The 18598-nt window shown below is 59.1% G+C and carries 15 protein-coding genes; 10 read left to right on the forward strand and 5 right to left on the reverse strand.

Annotated elements, in window-relative coordinates; all coding sequences use genetic code 11:
- Positions 1-46 precede the first annotated feature (46 nt).
- On the forward strand, positions 47-1237 hold the full coding sequence (gene prpF, locus AC1DVH_RS03210) for a 2-methylaconitate cis-trans isomerase PrpF (RefSeq protein ID WP_477752597.1): 1191 nt from the start codon (positions 47-49) through the stop codon (positions 1235-1237).
- 148 nt (positions 1238-1385) lie between these two features.
- Entirely contained in the window at positions 1386-2870 is a 1485-nt protein-coding gene (prpD, locus tag AC1DVH_RS03215; RefSeq protein ID WP_477752598.1) for a 2-methylcitrate dehydratase, read from the forward strand.
- A 132-nt stretch (positions 2871-3002) separates the two neighbouring features.
- Here prpD and ppsR read toward each other — a convergent pair whose 3' ends face one another.
- Positions 3003-3821, reverse strand: a complete 819-nt coding sequence (ppsR, locus tag AC1DVH_RS03220; RefSeq protein WP_477752599.1) for a posphoenolpyruvate synthetase regulatory kinase/phosphorylase PpsR — start codon at positions 3819-3821, stop codon at positions 3003-3005.
- A 174-nt stretch (positions 3822-3995) separates the two neighbouring features.
- Between ppsR and ppsA the strand changes: the two genes are divergently transcribed.
- The 8 genes from ppsA to AC1DVH_RS03260 all read left to right on the forward strand — a co-directional run bounded on the left by ppsA (position 3996) and on the right by AC1DVH_RS03260 (position 12204).
- Positions 3996-6371: a phosphoenolpyruvate synthase gene (ppsA, locus tag AC1DVH_RS03225; RefSeq protein ID WP_477752600.1), complete on the forward strand. Its 2376-nt coding sequence runs from the start codon at positions 3996-3998 to the stop codon at positions 6369-6371.
- A 218-nt stretch (positions 6372-6589) separates the two neighbouring features.
- A complete protein-coding gene (locus AC1DVH_RS03230) occupies positions 6590-7579 on the forward strand; it encodes an alpha/beta fold hydrolase (RefSeq protein WP_477752601.1) in 990 nt (329 codons plus the stop codon).
- A gap of 140 nt (positions 7580-7719) precedes the next feature.
- Positions 7720-8208, forward strand: a complete 489-nt coding sequence (gene rraA, locus AC1DVH_RS03235; RefSeq protein ID WP_477752622.1) for a ribonuclease E activity regulator RraA — start codon at positions 7720-7722, stop codon at positions 8206-8208.
- Positions 8209-8235: 27 nt separating this feature from the next.
- A complete protein-coding gene (locus tag AC1DVH_RS03240) occupies positions 8236-9231 on the forward strand; it encodes a zinc transporter ZntB (RefSeq protein WP_477752602.1) in 996 nt (331 codons plus the stop codon).
- A gap of 62 nt (positions 9232-9293) precedes the next feature.
- Positions 9294-9542 carry a hypothetical protein gene (locus AC1DVH_RS03245; RefSeq protein ID WP_007996720.1) on the forward strand — a complete coding sequence of 83 codons (249 nt, stop codon included), beginning with the start codon at positions 9294-9296 and terminating at the stop codon, positions 9540-9542.
- 2 nt (positions 9543-9544) lie between these two features.
- The gene (locus AC1DVH_RS03250) at positions 9545-10369 is read left to right on the forward strand and encodes a mechanosensitive ion channel family protein (RefSeq protein WP_477752603.1); all 825 of its coding nucleotides are present in this window, start codon (positions 9545-9547) and stop codon (positions 10367-10369) included.
- Between the two features lie 90 nt (positions 10370-10459).
- Positions 10460-11050, forward strand: a complete 591-nt coding sequence (gene sigX, locus AC1DVH_RS03255) for an RNA polymerase sigma factor SigX (protein ID WP_477752604.1) — start codon at positions 10460-10462, stop codon at positions 11048-11050.
- A gap of 107 nt (positions 11051-11157) precedes the next feature.
- Positions 11158-12204: an OmpA family protein gene (locus AC1DVH_RS03260; protein ID WP_477752605.1), complete on the forward strand. Its 1047-nt coding sequence runs from the start codon at positions 11158-11160 to the stop codon at positions 12202-12204.
- Between the two features lie 75 nt (positions 12205-12279).
- Here the strand turns inward: AC1DVH_RS03260 and cobA are convergent, their stop codons facing one another.
- The 4 genes from cobA to nirB are packed head-to-tail and all read right to left on the reverse strand — an operon-like array spanning position 12280 to position 18560.
- Positions 12280-13065, reverse strand: a complete 786-nt coding sequence (gene cobA / locus AC1DVH_RS03265) for a uroporphyrinogen-III C-methyltransferase (protein ID WP_477752606.1) — start codon at positions 13063-13065, stop codon at positions 12280-12282.
- A 10-nt stretch (positions 13066-13075) separates the two neighbouring features.
- Entirely contained in the window at positions 13076-15793 is a 2718-nt protein-coding gene (locus tag AC1DVH_RS03270) for a nitrate reductase (RefSeq protein WP_477752607.1), read from the reverse strand.
- On the reverse strand, positions 15793-16110 hold the full coding sequence (gene nirD / locus AC1DVH_RS03275) for a nitrite reductase small subunit NirD (RefSeq protein ID WP_046042889.1): 318 nt from the start codon (positions 16108-16110) through the stop codon (positions 15793-15795). The genes AC1DVH_RS03270 and nirD overlap by 1 nt, the downstream gene beginning before the upstream one ends.
- Positions 16107-18560, reverse strand: coding sequence for a nitrite reductase large subunit NirB (nirB, locus tag AC1DVH_RS03280; protein WP_477752608.1), 2454 nt, complete (start codon positions 18558-18560; stop codon positions 16107-16109). The genes nirD and nirB overlap by 4 nt, the downstream gene beginning before the upstream one ends.
- Positions 18561-18598: the final 38 nt, after the last annotated feature.

An 18598-nucleotide genomic window follows, 5' to 3' on the forward strand; every position in this document is an offset into this window, starting at 1 on the left:
GACTTCAAGTCCCGTGTCTGCTTTCAGATTAGGAGTAACGAGCACCATGGCTCATGCACCGCAGATCAAAATTCCAGCGACTTACATGCGCGGCGGCACCAGCAAAGGCGTGTTTTTCAGCCTGAAGGATTTGCCTGAAGCGGCACAGGTCCCAGGCCCGGCCCGCGACGCTTTGCTGCTGCGCGTAATCGGCAGCCCCGACCCGTACGACAAGCAAATCGACGGTATGGGCGGCGCGACTTCCAGCACCAGCAAAACCGTGATCCTGTCGAAAAGCATCAAGGCCGATCACGATGTCGACTACCTGTTCGGTCAGGTGTCGATCGACAAGCCGTTCGTGGACTGGAGCGGCAACTGCGGCAACCTGTCGGCGGCGGTCGGTTCGTTCGCCGTCAGCAATGGTCTGGTGGACGCCAGCCGCATCCCGCACAACGGCGTGGCGGTGGTTCGCGTGTGGCAGGCCAACATTGGCAAGACCATCATCGCCCACGTGCCGATCACCAATGGTGAAGTGCAGGAAACCGGTGATTTCGAACTCGACGGCGTGACCTTCCCGGCGGCCGAAGTGCAGATCGAGTTTCTCGATCCGGCAGCGGATGAAGAGGGTGGCGGCGGTTCGATGTTCCCTACCGGCAACCTGGTGGATGACCTGGAAGTACCCGGTGTCGGTACCTTCAAGGCGACCATGATCAACGCCGGCATCCCGACAATTTTTATCAATGCCGAAGACATCGGCTACAAAGGCACCGAGTTGCAGGGCGCGATCAATGGCGATCCGAAAGCCTTGCTGATGTTCGAAACCATCCGTGCCTACGGCGCGCTACGCATGGGTCTGATTTCGAACATCGACGAAGCGGCCAAGCGGCAGCACACGCCGAAGGTGGCCTTCGTGGCCAAGCCTGCGGACTACGTGGCATCAAGCGGCAAGGCGATAGCGGCGGGGGATGTCGACCTGCTGGTGCGTGCATTGTCCATGGGCAAGTTGCACCACGCGATGATGGGCACGGCGGCAGTGGCGATCGGTACGGCCGCAGCGATTTCCGGCACTTTGGTGAACCTCGCTGCAGGCGGTATCGAACGCAATGCGGTGCGCTTCGGCCATCCGTCCGGCACCCTGCGTGTCGGCGCCGAGGCCAGTCAGGTCAATGGCGAATGGACCGTGAACAAGGCAATCATGAGCCGCAGTGCGCGGGTGTTGATGGAAGGTTTCGTTCGCGTGCCAGGCGACTCGTTCTGACACAAACCCCGTAGGAGCTGCCGCAGGCTGCGATCTTTTGATCTTGATTCTAAAAAAAACAAAGTCAAAAGATCGCAGCCTGCGGCAGCTCCTACATTGCCCTGAACCGAGGTCCCATCAACGACCCACTTCATAGAGTGAATCGAACATGAGTGCCAACGTCGACCTGAACAACCGTCCGGACTACGACAAGGTCCTGCAGGACATTGCCGATTACATTCTCAACTTCAAGATCGAGTCTGAAGAGGCGCTGGATACCGCGCGTAACTGCCTGATCGATACCTTGGGTTGCGGCTTGCTGGCCCTGCGTTTCCCGGAGTGCACCAAGCACCTGGGGCCTGTGGTCGAAGGCACCGTCGTGCCGTTCGGCGCCCGCGTGCCGGGCACCAGTTACCGGCTCGATCCGGTGAAGGCGGCGTGGGACATCGGCTGCATCGTGCGCTGGCTCGACTACAACGACACCTGGCTCGCCGCCGAGTGGGGACATCCGTCGGATAACCTCGGCGGTATTCTCGCGGTGGCCGACCACCTGTCGCAAAAGCGCCTGGCCAATGGCGAGGCGCCGCTGACCGTTCGCACGGTGCTTGAATCGATGATCATGGCCCACGAGATTCAAGGCGTGATCGCCCTTGAGAATTCGTTCAACCGCGTCGGCCTCGATCACGTGATTCTGGTGAAAGTCGCCTCGACCGCGGTTGCGGCCAAGCTGATGGGCGCCAATCGCGAACAGTTGTTGTCGGCGTTGTCCCACGCCTTTGCCGACGGTCAGGCCTTGCGCACGTACCGGCATGCGCCGAATGCCGGCTCGCGCAAGTCCTGGGCGGCGGGCGATGCGTCCAGTCGTGGCGTGCGCCTGGCGGACATTGCGATGCGCGGCGAGATGGGCATCCCCGGCGTATTGAGTGCCAAGCAGTGGGGTTTTTACGACGTACTGTTCAGCCACACCAATAGCGATCTGGCACTCAAGCCAGAAGACAGGCGCGGGTTCAGTTTCTCGCGGCCGTACGGCAGTTATGTGATGGAACACGTGCTGTTCAAGATCAGTTTTCCCGCCGAGTTCCATGCGCAAACGGCCTGCGAAGCGGCGGTGACCTTGCATCCGCAAGTGCGTAATCGCCTGCACGAAATCGACAGGATCGTCATCACCACCCATGAATCGGCGATTCGCATCATTTCCAAAGTCGGTCCATTGGCAAACGCCGCCGACCGCGATCACTGCATCCAGTACATGACCGCCGTGCCGCTGGCCTTCGGCAATCTGGTGGCGGAGCACTACGAGGACGATTTCCACAAGGCGCATCCAATCATCGATGTGCTTCGCGAGAAAATGGTCATCGTCGAAGAGCCGCGTTACACCCGTGAATACCTGGAGGCGGATAAACGCTCGATTGCCAATGCGGTGCAGGTGTTCTTCAAGGATGGTTCGAACACTGAGAATGTGGTGGTGGAATACCCGATCGGGCATCGTCGGCGCCGGGTTGAAGGTATCCCGTTGCTGGAGGAGAAATTCAGGGCGAACTTGCTGACACGATTCACCGCTCAGCGCAGCGAAGAGATTTTTGCGCTTTGCAAGGATCAGCAGAAACTTGAGGCGACAGCGGTGAACCGGTTCGTGGATTTGTTTGTTACCTGAAAGACCGCGTTATCGTTCAATCGTCGGAACGCCGCCCGGAGCCGGCTCGCTCCTACAGTTGATTTGTGTTCACCGCAGATCCCCTGTAGGAGTGAGCCGGCTCGCGATGAGGCCGGAACAGGCAATAAAGGTTTACTTGAACCGCCGCTCCACACCTTTCTCCACCAGAATTTTCGCAGATATTTCTTCCACCGAAAAATGCGTGGAGTTGATGTGCGGGATGTTTGCGCGGCGGAACAGGTTCTCGACCTCGCGCACTTCGAACTCGCACTGGGCGTAGCTCGAATAGCGGCTGTTGGGCTTGCGCTCGTTGCGGATCGCGGTGAGGCGGTCTGGGTCGATGGTCAGGCCGAACAGCTTGTGCTGGTGGGCGCGCAGGGCGTTTGGCAGTTGCAGGCGTTCCATGTCGTCTTCGGTCAGCGGGTAGTTGGCTGCGCGGATACCGAATTGCATGGCCATGTACAGGCACGTCGGCGTCTTACCACATCGCGACACGCCCACTAGTATCAGGTCGGCCTTGTCGTAATAGTGCGTGCGGGCGCCGTCGTCGTTGTCGAGGGCGAAGTTCACCGCCTCGATGCGTTCCATATAATTGGTGTTCGAGCCGATGGAATGGGATTTGCCCACGGTGTAGGAAGAATGCTCGGTCAGTTCCTGTTCAAGCGGTGCCAGGAACGTCGAGAAAATGTCGATCATGAAACCATTCGAGGTTGCGAGAATCTCACGAATGTCCTGATTGACGATGGTGTCGAAGATAATCGGACGGAAGCCGTCTGTTTCGGCGGCTTTGTTGATTTGTTGTACCATGGCCCGCGCTTTGTCCACGTTGTCGATGTACGGACGCGTGACTTTGCTGAAGGTAATGTTTTCGAACTGCGCCAGAAGGCTTTGGCCGAGGGCTTCGGCGGTAATGCCGGTACCATCGGAGATAAAGAAAGCAGATCGTTTCATTTGCACCTTGGGCCTTAAGCTAGTGACGAATCTTGGATATGATAGGCGCGATTTGCCGGCCGCCAATGGCCCGCATTCTCACTTATTTTCCAGGTCCAGGCCATATAGCCGGTAAATGCTCATTCAAGCAGCCGGTTTCTGAGCTTTTCCAACACAGTTAGTGGAGAGATCACCTTGGTAGAGTACGTAGTTTCCCTCGATAAGCTCGGCGTCCATGATGTAGAGCATGTGGGGGGCAAGAACGCATCCCTCGGCGAGATGATCAGCAATCTGGCAGGCGCCGGTGTATCGGTGCCCGGTGGCTTCGCCACGACCGCTCAGGCTTATCGTGATTTTCTGGAGCTGAGCGGCCTGAACCAGCAGATTCACGACGCCCTCGATGCCCTGGACGTCGATGACGTGAATGCCCTGGCCAAAACCGGTGCCCAGATCCGCCAGTGGATCATGGAAGCCGAATTCCCTGAAAAACTGAATGCCGAAATTCGTACCGCGTTCGCTACGCTGTCCGCCGGCAACCCTGACATGGCCGTGGCCGTGCGTTCTTCCGCCACCGCCGAAGACTTGCCGGACGCTTCCTTCGCCGGCCAGCAGGAAACCTTCCTGAACATCCGTGGTGTGGAAAACGTCATCCGCGCCGCCAAAGAGGTGTTCGCTTCGCTGTTCAACGACCGCGCCATTTCCTATCGCGTGCACCAAGGCTTCGACCACAAGCTGGTTGCCCTGTCCGCTGGCGTGCAGCGCATGGTCCGTTCCGAAACCGGCACCGCCGGCGTGATGTTCACCCTCGATACCGAATCGGGCTTCCGTGACGTGGTGTTCATCACCGGCGCCTACGGCCTGGGTGAAACCGTCGTACAAGGCGCGGTGAACCCGGATGAGTTCTACGTCCACAAGGGCACGCTGGCGGCTGGTCGTCCGGCCATCCTGCGCCGCAACCTGGGCAGCAAGGCCATCAAGATGATCTACGGCGACGAGGCCAAGGCCGGTCGTTCGGTGAAGACCGTCGACGTGGACAAGGCCGATCGCGCCCGCTTCTGCCTGACCGACGCCGAAGTCAGCGAGTTGGCCAAGCAGGCGATGATCATCGAGAAGCACTACAAGTGCCCGATGGACATCGAGTGGGCCAAGGACGGTGACGACGGCAAGCTGTACATCGTGCAGGCCCGTCCGGAAACCGTGAAGAGCCGCACCCAGGCCAACGTCATGGAACGTTACCTGTTGAAAGAGACCGGCACCGTGCTGGTGGAAGGCCGCGCCATCGGCCAGCGCATCGGCGCCGGCAAGGTCCGCATCATCAAGGACGTGTCCGAAATGGACAAGGTCCAGCCAGGCGACGTACTGGTTTCCGACATGACCGACCCGGACTGGGAGCCGGTCATGAAACGCGCCAGCGCCATCGTCACCAACCGTGGCGGCCGTACTTGCCACGCGGCGATCATCGCCCGTGAGCTGGGTATCCCGGCAGTAGTGGGTTGCGGCAACGCTACCCAGCTGTTGAAAGACGGCCAGGGCGTGACCGTTTCCTGTGCTGAAGGCGACACCGGTTTCATCTTCGAAGGCGAACTGGGCTTCGACATCAAGAAGAACTCCGTGGACGCCATGCCGGAGCTGCCGTTCAAGATCATGATGAACGTCGGCAACCCGGACCGCGCCTTCGACTTCGCGCAGCTGCCGAACGCCGGTGTGGGTCTGGCCCGCCTGGAGTTCATCATCAACCGCATGATCGGCGTGCACCCTAAAGCACTGCTGAACTACGACGGCCTGCCGCTGGACATCAAGGAAAGCGTCGACAAGCGCATTGCCGGCTACAACGACCCGGTCGGCTTCTACGTCGAAAAACTGGTCGAAGGCATCAGCACCCTGGCAGCTGCGTTCTGGCCGAAGAAAGTCATCGTGCGCCTGTCGGACTTCAAGTCCAACGAATACGCCAACCTGATCGGCGGCAAACTCTACGAGCCGGAAGAAGAGAACCCGATGCTGGGCTTCCGCGGCGCTTCGCGTTACATCAGCGAATCGTTCCGCGACTGCTTCGAGCTCGAGTGCCGCGCTCTGAAGCGTGTGCGCAACGAGATGGGCCTGACCAACGTCGAAATCATGGTGCCATTCGTCCGTACCTTGGGCGAAGCGAGCCAGGTGGTCGATCTGCTGGCGGAAAACGGCCTGGCCCGTGGCGAAAACGGCCTGCGCGTGATCATGATGTGCGAACTGCCGTCCAACGCCATCCTGGCGGAAGAATTCCTCGAGTTCTTCGACGGTTTCTCCATCGGCTCCAACGACCTGACCCAGTTGACCCTGGGCCTGGACCGTGACTCCGGGATCATTGCGCATCTGTTCGATGAGCGTAATCCGGCAGTCAAGAAGTTGCTGGCCAACGCCATTGCCGCGTGCAACAAGGCCGGCAAGTACATCGGCATCTGCGGTCAGGGCCCTTCGGACCACCCGGACCTGGCCAAGTGGCTGATGGAACAGGGCATTGAAAGCGTTTCGTTGAACCCGGACTCCGTACTGGAAACCTGGTTCTTCCTGGCAGAAGGTCAAGCTTCGGCCTGATAGCGTGTGAACGGCCCGCTCTCATACCTTGTAGGAGCGAGCTTGCTCGCGATGGACGCAATCGATAACGCGTTTAATCTGGATAAACGCGGTGTCCTGAAGTTTTTCGCGAGCAAGCTCGCTCCTACAGGGGACGACGTAGCGTCAGGGAGCGGTCTTTTTGAGATTCAAGCAGGGCGGGCTCCATCTGGATGCCGCCCTTTTTTGTGCAAGAGATTATGCAAAGCAGCAGCAACCTATTTCCTGTCGCTCTGATCAGCGCCGAACGGCGCGGCGATTTGAGCGAAGATGTCTATCGTTTGAAACCCGGTAACAGCCCCGACTTCACCGTCGAACTGGCTGTGACGCGTCTTGGCATGGCCGATGAATCGTCCTCCCGTGGCGTGCCGGTGATCCTGCTGCACGGCAGCTTTTCCAATCGCCGGTTCTGGTTTTCTCCCAAGGGCCTGGGGTTGGGCGCTTATCTGGCTCGATTGGGGTTCGACGTGTGGATTCCGGAAATGCGCGGTCACGGCCTGTCCCAACGTAACCACGACTACCGCAAGAACCGAGTCGCCGACTACGCTCGCTATGATCTGCCGGCCATCGGCGCGTTCGTGCGCGAGCAGAGCGGGCAGGCCCCGCACTGGATCGGTCACTCACTGGGCGGTATTACCCTGGCGGCGGCGCTGGGTGGCGAGTACATCGGTGAGTCGGTCGTGGCCTCGGCGGCGTTTTTTGGCACCCAGGTCAGCCGCACTTACTGGCCCTTGAAGATTCCACCGGTGGAGTGGGGCGGCCGCTTCATTCTCAAGCGTTTCGCCCAGTTGTCCGGTTCAAGGCTCAAGCGCGGCCCGGAGGACGAGCCGATCGGCCTGGCCCTGGAAAGCATGCGTTGGTTTGGCCTGTTCGGGCGTTTTGGCGATGCCGAGAAAAACTGGTGGGCGGGTTTGGCCGAGGTCAAGTTGCCGGTGCTCGCCGTGAGCGCAGCGGGTGATCATCAGGATCCTGCGTGGGCGTGCCGCAAACTGTTCGAGCAATTCGGTTCGGAGCACAAGCAATTTATCAACCTGGGTCGAGACCAAGGTTTCGCCGACAATTTCGGCCATGTTGAAATGCTCGTCAGCAAACCCGCCCAGGCCGAAGTCTGGCCGTTGGTGACCCGCTGGCTGGCGGATCAGCAGGCACCGTTGTTGGGAGATCAACGGGATTTGGCCGCGGCGGTTTGAGCCTGACGCTCTAACAAGGGCATTTCGCTCTGATCGGCTTGCGGCTAAGATATGACGCATTGAGCTGTTCCGGTCACTTTCCGTGGCTGAGTCATCACTGATGTTCGTGCTGTCTTCCTCTTTACAGGAGTTTCTCGATGATCCATTACCTCACGCCTGACCTGTGCGACGCCTATCCGGAACTGGTGCAGGTGCTGGAACCGATGTTCAGCAATTTCGGCGGCCGTGATTCCTTCGGTGGCGAAATCGTGACCATCAAGTGCTTCGAAGACAACTCGCGGGTCAAGGAGCAGGTCGAGCTCAAGGGGAATGGCAAAGTGCTGGTGGTAGACGGTGGCGGTTCCCTGCGTCATGCGTTGCTGGGTGACATGCTGGCCGAGAAAGCCGCGAAAAACGGTTGGGAAGGGCTGGTAATCTACGGTTGCATCCGCGACGTCGATATCGTCGCGCAGACCGATTTGGGCGTTCAGGCCCTCGCCAGCCACCCGAGGAAATCCGACAGGCGCGGGCTCGGCGATCTCAACGTTGTGGTGACGTTTGCCGGTGTGACGTTCCGTCCAGGCGAATACATTTATGCGGACAACAATGGCGTGATCGTCTCGCCAAGCCCGCTGAAGATGCCTGAATAAAACGTCGAGCCAACCAAAGGAGTGCGGATGTTCGAGGAAGAAAACGCGCAATGGGGGCTGGTGCATGCCCTGGTGCTGGACGGTAGAGGCGGCGCGCGTTCGATTGCCCGGACTGAACTCGATGACTTGCAGCTGCAGGCCCATGAAAGCCTGTGGCTGCATTGGGATCGCAGTCATCCGCAAACCCGGACCTGGTTGCGCAAATCCAGCGGTCTAAGCGAATTCAGCTGTGACCTGTTACTCGAAGAAAACACCCGTCCGCGACTTTTACAGCTTTCAGACAGCGAACTGCTGCTATTTTTGCGCGGGGTCAATCTGAACCCCGGTGCCGAGCCTGAAGACATGGTGTCGGTGCGGATCTTCGGCTCTGCACAGCGCGTCATTTCCCTGCGTTTGCGTCCGTTGCGCGCCACTGAAGAACTGTTGGTGCAACTGGCCGACGGCAAAGGGCCGAAAACAGCCTCCGAACTCATCCTGTACATGGCGCAGTACCTCACCAACAAGGTGCAGGATCTGGTCAGTGACCTCTCGGAGGTGGTCGATGAGGAAGAAGAAAAGCTAGATTCCGACGAACGGTATGCGCCGGAGCACGGTGCTGTATTGCAGATCCGTCGCCGGGCCGCCGCGTTGAAGCGTTTTCTCGCTCCGCAGCGGGATATTTTCGGGCAATTGACGCGGATCAAGTTGCCCTGGTTCGTCGAGGACGATGGTGATTACTGGAACGAATTGAACAACAGCCTGACCCGCTACCTCGAAGAGCTGGAATTGACCCGGGAGCGGGTGGGGCTGGTCCTGGAAGCTGAAGACCGTCGGTTGAGCGTGCGCATGAATCGCACGATGTATCGCTTTGGCGTCATCACCGGGATCTTTTTGCCAATGAGTTTTCTGACCGGGCTTTTGGGGATCAACGTCGGTGGCATTCCATTCTCTGCCAGCCCTTATGGCTTTCTGATCGCCTGCCTGATGATGGTCTCGGTGGCGCTGGGGCAGTGGTGGTTATTCCGACGTTTGTGCTGGGTCTGAGGGAAACCATGTGACCCGAGCAAAACTGACCGCGTCTCCCACAGACATCACGAGAGGTGCGTATGCACGATCCGTTTGAACAGTCTTTACGCGACATGCTCAAGGCCTCACCGTCCACGCGGGATGACGATGCGTGCCTGGGGCGTGTGCTGAAAACCGCCAACCGCCAGGTTGGCGCCGGTGATTTGTTCAGTCTGCTGGGGCGCTGGTTGCCCGCACTGATGATCGCCCTGAATAACGGATCGGCCCATGTCGCGCCGGTATCCCGTCTTCGTAAACCTGCTGCTCGCACTGCTGATAAGGCTGATTGAATATGGAACTTGATCTCTGGACTCAGAGCCTCGTCACTGCAATGACTGCGTTGTGGACCAAGGTTGCGAACTTCATTCCGAACCTGTTCGGCGCACTGGTTGTGCTGCTGTTGGGTTTTGTCGTGGCCAAACTGCTGGACACCCTGCTCTCCAAGTTGCTCGCCAAACTGGGCCTTGACCGCTTGATGGGCGGCACTGGCCTGACCAAGCTGCTGTCCCGCGCTGGACTGCAAGTTCCTATCTCGACCCTGATCGGCAAGATCGTCTATTGGTTCATTCTGCTTATTTTTCTGGTTTCTGCCGCAGAATCACTTGGGCTTGAGCGGGTTTCAGCTACGCTGGATATGCTAGCGTTGTATCTGCCGAAGGTTTTCGGCGCGGCGCTGGTGTTACTGGTAGGTGTTTTGCTGGCGCAACTGGCCAACGGGCTGGTGCGTGGAGCGGCAGAAGGCGTGGGCCTGGACTATGCTTCAGGGCTTGGTCGAATTGCCCAGGGCCTGGTGATCATCATCAGTATTTCGGTTGCGATCAGCCAGCTGGAGGTCAAGACTGACCTGCTGAACCATGTGATCGTGATTGTGTTGATAACCGTTGGTCTGGCGGTAGCGCTGGCCATGGGGTTGGGAAGCCGGGAAATTGCCGGCCAGATTCTTGCGGGAATCTACGTGCGCGAGCTGTACCAGGTTGGGCAACAAGTACGTGTTGGCGAGGTCGAAGGCCAGATCGAAGAGATCGGCACGGTTAAAACCACATTGCTGACCGATGAGGGTGRGCTAGTCTCTCTTTCCAATCGGATCCTCCTTGAGCAGCATGTGAGTAGCCACTAACCCGGCAAACCCTGCTAATGTATGCCGCCGCAAAATGCCTGCTGATGCTGGCTGCGGCGGACATTGACCTGACTGTCGGCCCGACTTGTTTTGAATAAAACCCAATCGTTATCCATGCGCTACGACCCCCGCGAGCTCTCTGATGAGGAGTTGGTCGCGCGCTCGCATAGCGAACTGTTTCACGTAACACGCGCCTATGAAGAGCTGATGCGGCGTTACCAACGAACATTATTTAACGTGTGTGCACGATATCTCGGGAACGATCGCGACGCAGACGATGTCTGTCAGGAGGTCATGTTGAAGGTGCTGTATGGCCTGAAGAACTTCGAAGGTAAATCGAAGTTCAAGACGTGGCTATATAGCATCACGTACAACGAGTGCATCACACAATATCGAAAGGAACGGCGAAAGCGTCGCTTGATGGACGCATTGAGTCTTGACCCCCTTGAGGAAGCGTCCGAAGAAAAGGCGCCGAAACCTGAGGAAAAGGGTGGACTCGATCGCTGGTTGGTGTATGTGAACCCGATTGACCGCGAAATTCTGGTGCTACGATTTGTCGCAGAGCTGGAGTTTCAGGAGATCGCAGACATCATGCACATGGGTTTGAGTGCAACAAAAATGCGGTACAAGCGCGCTCTAGATAAATTGCGTGAGAAATTTGCAGGCATTGCTGAAACTTAGTTCAGCGCAAATATCTCTTACGTGTAGGCAAGTTCTGTTAGACTTGCCGCCGAGTTGTCCCCCGGTTTGCGGGACTGCTTCACAATCACCAGATGGGGATTTAACGGATGAAACTGAAAAACACCTTGGGCTTGGCCATTGGTACTCTTATTGCCGCTACTTCGTTCGGCGCACTGGCACAAGGCCAAGGCGCAGTTGAAGGCGAGCTCAACTACGGGAAGAAGTACAACGACAGCGTTAACAACGTTGAAGACGGCTACACTCCTGGCGCCTCCATCGGTTACTTCTTGACCGACGACGTATCGTTGAACTTCACCTACAACAACGATGACTACACCCGTTCGAACAACAACACCGGCAACCAGAAAATCGAAGGCGACCAGTTTGGTCTGAACGCTCAATACCACTTCAACAACGCTGGCGACGCTCTGCGTCCTTACGTTCAAGGTGGTGTCAAGCACGGCAGCATGACCAACGTAGCCGCTGACGGCCACACCGGTCGTGACCAGTCGACTTTCCTGACTGCTGGTGCTGGCGTTAAGTACTACTTCGTTGAAAACGTTTACGCTCGTGCTGGCGTAGAAGCTGACTACAAGCTGGACAACGGCCGTTGGGACTACATCCCGTCCGTAGGTCTGGGCGTGAACTTCGGTGGCGGCAACAAGCCTGCTGCTGCTCCGGTTCCAGCTCCAGAAGTCTGCTCCGACAGCGACAACGATGGCGTTTGCGACAACGTTGACAAGTGCCCGGACACCCCAGCCAACGTTACTGTTGACGCTGATGGCTGCCCAGCTGTTGCTGAAGTCGTTCGTGTAGAGCTGGACGTGAAGTTCGACTTCAACAAGTCGGCAGTCAAGCCAAACAGCTACGGCGACATCAAGAACCTGGCTGACTTCATGAAGCAGTACCCGTCCACCACCACTACTGTTGAAGGTCACACCGACAACGTCGGTCCTGACGCTTACAACCAGAAACTGTCCGAGCGTCGTGCAAACGCCGTTAAGCAAGTTCTGACCAACCAGTACGGTGTTGAGTCGTCCCGCATTCAGTCCGTTGGCTACGGCGAATCCCGCCCRGTTGCTGACAACAAAACTGAAGCTGGTCGCGCTGTTAACCGTCGCGTAGAAGCGCAGGTTGAAGCTCACGCTAAGTAATTAGCTCGCAGCTCTGAGAAAAGCCCGGCTTAGGCCGGGCTTTTCTTTGTCTGCGATTTAGTGAGGAGGGACGCGTCAGGCGCGTTGATATCCAACATTGATGTCGACGGACAGAACCTCTTCGCGAGCAGGCTCGCTCCCACAGGAGGAGATGGCGTTGGCTGCGACTGCGCCAATCACCAGGATTGCCGGGCTTTTCAACTCGAAAGCACAGGCATCTTCCTCCATTGCCGTCAGGCTGCTTCGACATTCCCGTTGATGCGGCAACGATGCATTTTCAATCATTGCCACCGGCGTATCTGCCGCCATTGCCCCGGCCAGCAGTTGCTCACGGATCTCGCTGAGCTTCGCCACCCCCATGTAGATCACCAGTGTCGTGCCGCCTTGGGCCAGCGCTTGCCAGTTCAGGCTGCTGTCATCCTGAGTGTGGGCGGTCACCAGAGTCACCCCTCGTGCCACGCCGCGCAGGGTCAATGGAATATCGCATTGCGTCGCGCCCGCCAGGCCGGCGGTGATGCCATTGACCAGTTCAACCTCGACACCACGCTCACGCAACCACTGCGCTTCTTCACCGCCACGCCCGAAGATGCACGGGTCGCCACCCTTGAGGCGCACCACGCATTTGCCCTGACGGGCATAACGCAACATCAGGCGATGGATAAAGGCTTGCGGCGTTGAACGACAGCCGCCGCGCTTGCCCACCGGAATTATCCGCGCGCCGGGACAGTGCTCCAGCACCACGTCGTTGACCAGATCGTCGATCAGCACTACATCCGCTTCTCTCAACGCCCGAACAGCTTTGAGGGTCAGTAATTCAGGATCACCGGGACCTGCACCCACCAGCCAGACTTTTGCGCTCATAGTGTTTTCCTCACGAGATGGCGGCTTGCGGCTGCGCGGTGGCGGCCAGCAAACGCTTGATTTCCGGGACGCAGGAGCCGCATTGCGTGCCGCAACCCAATTCTTGTTTCAAACCCGGCAAGTCCAGGCCGCGGCGGATGCCAGCGCAGACCGCGTTTTGGCTGACGTTTTTGCAGTTGCACAGGGTTTTGTTGCCGATCGCTTCGGCGTCAACCTGGCCCGGTGGGGCACTCAGTGGCGCGAGCAGCCAGCGCCGTAGTTGTTCATCGGAGCGACCTTCGAGCCAGAGGTTTTGCAGCCAGTGCCGGGCGAGGGTTTCACCCGCCAAGCGGATCGCTGTGATCCGGCCGTTCTCGATCCGCACCCGCTTACCGATGGAGCGTCGTGGATCGTCGTAGGCCAGGACCGGTCCATCGTTTAGCCCCAGGCATTGATCGATATCGCGCAGCAGTTGCGGATCTGGCGCCGTGGCGCTGGCAGCGCGTATAAGCAGCGCAGGGCGCTCACGACCGGTCAAACTGAGGCTGACGTAGGAAAACGCCTCGCAGAGGGGGCGCAGAGTCTCAAAGTGTTGTTGGACATCGCCCTCTATCAGCGCAAAAAGGTGCCAAGGTAAATGCACCGGTTCCAGGCGCACGCCGCTGTGTTTGAGTTCCGGTTGTTTCGACAACGGGTCGAAGGCGGGCAGGGTGAGGCTGTTCACGCCCCCCTTGAGGAAACGGTCACCAAAATGCATCGGCAAGAAGGCTTGGCCCGGACGCACGCTATCGTCACTGGCGACCGGCAAGATCACCGCGCCGCGGCGGCTTTTCAGGCTGATCAAATCGCCGGTTTGCAGGCGATGCCGGCGCAGCTCATCCGGGTGCAGGCTCAATACGGCTTCACTGACATGACCGAACAACTGCGCTGCGGTGCCGGTGCGGCTCATGCCGTGCCATTGATCGCGCAGACGACCGGTGATCAGCGTTAGCGGGAAACGCGCCTCACGTTGTTCCTTGGCGGCGCGATAGGGATCGGCCACGAACTGCGCGCGTCCGCTGGAAGTCGGGAAAATGCCGTCGAGATAGAGGCGGGCGGTGCCTGCGCTGGACCCCGTAGGAAAGGGCCATTGTTGCGGGCCGATTTTGTCGATCAACCCGTGGCTGATCCCGGACAAATCCAGATCCCGGCCACGCGTCAGCTGTTTGTATTCGTCGAAGACCTGTGCCGGGGTTTCAAAGGCAAACAGGCTGGTCGCTTCCGGACGCAGATGTTTCTCCAGGCGCTGTGCGAAATCCACCGTGATCGCCCAGTCCGGACGCGCTTCACCTGGTGCGGCGATCGCGCGGCGGACGTGGGAAATACGCCGTTCGGAGTTGGTCACCGTACCGTCCTTTTCGCCCCAACTGGCGGCGGGCAACAACAGGTCGGCAAACCTGGCGGTTTCAGTGGTGCGAAAGGCCTCCTGCAAGACCACGAATGGGCAGGCTTGCAGTGCCGCGCGCACGGCAGTCTGATCGGGTAGAGATTGCGCGGGGTTGGTGCAGGCGATCCACAAGGCTTTGATCTTTCCGTTGCCCACCTGCTCAAACAACTCGATGGCAGTCAGCCCCGGGTTTTCAGGCAGTTGATCAACGCCCCAGTAAGCGGCCACATCGGCACGGTGCTCAGGGTTGGCTGCGTCACGATGACCCGGCAGCAGGTTAGACAGACTACCGGTTTCCCGCCCACCCATGGCATTCGGCTGACCGGTCAACGAGAAAGGTCCTGCACCCGGGCGACCAATTTGCCCGGTGGCCAGGTGCAGATTGATCAGTGCACTGTTTTTCGCGCTGCCAGCGGTGGACTGGTTCAACCCCATGCACCACAACGACAGGAAAGACGGTGAAGTACCGACCCATTCAGTGCATTGCTGCAGTTGCTCAACGCTGATTCCGCACAGCTGCGACACCATCTGCGGTGTGTAATCGCGCACCAGTTTCTTCAGCTCGGGCAAGCCTTCGGTATGGTCCTTGATGAAGTCACGATCGATCCAGTCTTCCCACAGCAGCAAATGCAAAATCCCATGGAATAAAGCGACATCGGTGCCCGGCAAGATCGGCAGGTGCAGATCAGCCAGATCGCAGGTGTCTGTACGACGTGGGTCAATGACGATGACCTTCATCTGCGGCCGGCGGACTTTGGCCTCTTCCAGCCGACGGAACAGCACCGGATGGGCGTAGGCCATGTTGCTGCCCACGATCATTACGCAATCGCTCAATTCCAGGTCTTCGTAGCTGCAGGGCGGCGCGTCGGCACCCAGGCTGCGCTTGTAGCCGACCACCGCCGAGGACATGCACAGCCGCGAATTGCTGTCGATGTTGTTGGTACCCACCAGGGCACGTGCCAGCTTGTTGAAGGCGTAGTAGTCCTCGGTCAACAGTTGCCCGGAAATGTAAAACGCCACGCTGTCCGGGCCATGTTCGGCAATGGTCGCGGCAAAAACGCTGGCGGCGTGATCGAGGGCGGTATCCCAGTCGGTGCGGTGGCGGGCCAGGCCTTTGCCGAGGCGCAGTTCGGGGTACAGCGCCCGCGCGGTCTCGTCGCCGGTCAGGTGCAGGGTCGAGCCCTTGCTGCACAGTTTGCCGAAATTGGCCGGGTGCGCCGGATCGCCGCTGACGCCGAGGATGCGTGAACCGTCATGTTCGATCAGCACCCCGCAACCGACTCCGCAGTAACAGCAGGTGGACGCAGTGATCTGGCGGTCCATCAGCCTGCATCCCGCAGGGCCAGCATCACCCGGCCATTTTCCACCCGGGCGAGATGGTGATGGGCACAGCCGATGTCCGGGGCCAGGGCTTCGCCGCTTTCCAGGTCGATTTGCCAGTTGTGCAACGGGCAGGCCACCCGCTTGCCGTAGACCAGACCTTGGGACAACGGGCCGCCCTTGTGCGGGCAGCGGTCGTCGAGGGCGAACACTTCGTCGTCGCTGGTACGAAAAATTGCGATGTCTCCCTTTGGCCCGGCGATGATCCGCGAGCCCAGGGCATTGATCTCTTCCAGTGCGCAGATATCCAGCCAGTTCATGCCAGCACCTCCAGGTTTTTCACGGGGATGACGTCGAATTCTTTTTTCAGCAGGGGCTGTTCCAGGCGCTCCTTCCACGGGTCCTGTTCGAACGACAGGGAGAATTGCAGGCGATCGTTGAGCGCTTTGCGACGCTCCGGATCTTCCAGCACGGCTTTCTTGATGTGTTCCATGCCGACCCGTTGCAGGTAGTGCACGGTGCGTTCGAGGTAGAAGGCTTCTTCGCGATAGAGCTGCAGGAACGCACCGTTGTATTCGCGGACTTCTTCAGCGGTTTTCAGTTTGACGAAGAATTCCGCGACTTCGGTCTTGATCCCGCCGTTGCCACCGATGTACATCTCCCAGCCGGAGTCCACGCCGATAATTCCCACATCCTTGATGCCGGCTTCCGAGCAGTTGCGCGGGCAACCGGAGACAGCCAGTTTCACCTTGTGCGGTGACCACATGTTGAACAGGTCATGTTCCAGTTCGATACCCAACTGTGTTGAGTTCTGGGTGCCAAAGCGGCAGAACTCGCTGCCGACGCAGGTTTTCACCGTGCGGATGGATTTGCCGTAGGCGTGGCCGGACGGCATGTCCAGGTCTTTCCATACCCCCGGCAGGTCTTGCTTGCGGATGCCTAGCAAGTCGATGCGCTGACCACCGGTGACTTTGACCATCGGCACGTTGTACTTGTCGGCAACATCGGCAATGCGCCGCAGTTCCGAAGGATTGGTCACACCGCCCCACATCCTCGGGACTACAGAGTAAGTGCCGTCTTTCTGAATGTTGGCGTGAGCCCTTTCGTTGATCAGGCGCGATTGCGGGTCGTCCCTGGCTTCCCCTGGCCAGGTGGAAATCAGGTAGTAGTTGAGCGCCGGCCGGCAGGTGGCGCAGCCGTTGGGTGTGCGCCAGTTCAGGTAGCTCATGGTGCCGGCGATGGTCAGCAGGTGCTGCTCGCGGATGGCCTGGCGGATTTGCCCGTGATTGAGGTCGCTGCAGCCGCAGATGGCCTTTTCGCTTTTTGGTTTGACGTCCGCGGCGCCGCCCACGGTGTTGATCAGGATCTGTTCGACGAGGCCGGCGCAGGAACCGCAGGAGCTGGCAGCCTTGGTGTGTTTCTTGACGTCGTCGACACTGAATAGCCCATGTTCCTGAATGGCCTTGACGATGGTGCCTTTGCACACACCGTTGCAGCCGCAGACTTCGGCCGTGTCGGCCATGCTCATGGCTTTGTCCTGGCCCTGATGTCCTACGTCGCCCAGTGCATTTTCACCGAACATCAAGTGATCGCGGATCTCGTCGATGGCGTGATTCTCGCGGATCTGCCGGAAATACCAGCCGCCATCCGCCGTATCGCCGTACAGACAGGCGCCGACCAGCACGTCATCCTTGATCACCAGTTTCTTGTAGACGCCGCCAATCGGGTCCGAGAGGGTGATGGTCTCGGTGCCTTCACCGCCCATGAAGTCGCCGGCGGAGAACAGGTCGATACCGGTAACCTTCAATTTGGTCGAGGTCACCGAACCCTTGTAGGTGGCAAAACCCAGTTGGGCCAGGTGGTTGGCGCAGACTTTGGCCTGTTCGAACAGCGGCGCCACCAAACCATAGGCGATGCCGCGGTGGCTGGCACACTCGCCGATGGCATAGATCCGTGGGTCGTAGGTTTGCAGGGTGTCGTTGACCAGAATCCCGCGGCTGCACGGAATGCCGGATTTCTCCGCCAGTTCGGTATTGGGGCGAATGCCGGCGGCCATCACTACCAAGTCAGCGGGGATGATGTCGCCGTTCTTGAATTGCACCGAACCGACCCGGCCATTGCCCGCGTCGTGCAGGGCCTGGGTCTGCTCGCACAGACGGAAATGCAGGCCGCGAGACTCCAGGGCGGTTTGCAGCAGTTGGCCGCTGGTCTTGTCCAGCTGCCGCTCCAGCAACCACTCACCGATATGCACCACGGTCACGTGCATGCCCCGCAGCATCAGGCCGTTGGCAGCCTCCAGACCGAGCAGGCCGCCACCGATCACTACGGCGTGGCGGTGGGTTTTCGCGGTGTCGATCATGGCCTGGGTGTCGGCGATGTCGCGGTAGCCGATCACGCCCTCAAGGGTGTTGCCGGGAATGGGCAGGATGAAAGGCGTTGAGCCGGTGGCGATGAGCAGGCGATCGTATTCGGCTTCGCTGCCGTCTTCGGCAATGACCCGGCGCTTGACCCGGTCGATCTCCACCACCTTGCGGTTGAGCAGCAGCTTGATGTTGTTTTCCAGGTACCAGTCCAGGTCGTTGAGCACGATCTCTTCGAAGGTCTGTTCGCCGGCCAGTACGGGCGACAGCAGGATGCGGTTGTAGTTGGTATGGGGTTCGGCGCCGAAGACCGTGATGTCGTACAGCTCATTACTCAGCTTGAGCAGTTCTTCCAGGGTGCGAACCCCGGCCATGCCGTTGCCGATCATCACCAGTTTTAGTTTTTTCATCAGGTTCTCCGGGGAGCTCGGGCCTGCCTCATCAGGGC

The sequence above is a fragment of the Pseudomonas sp. P4_C3 genome, from assembly GCF_056402075.1.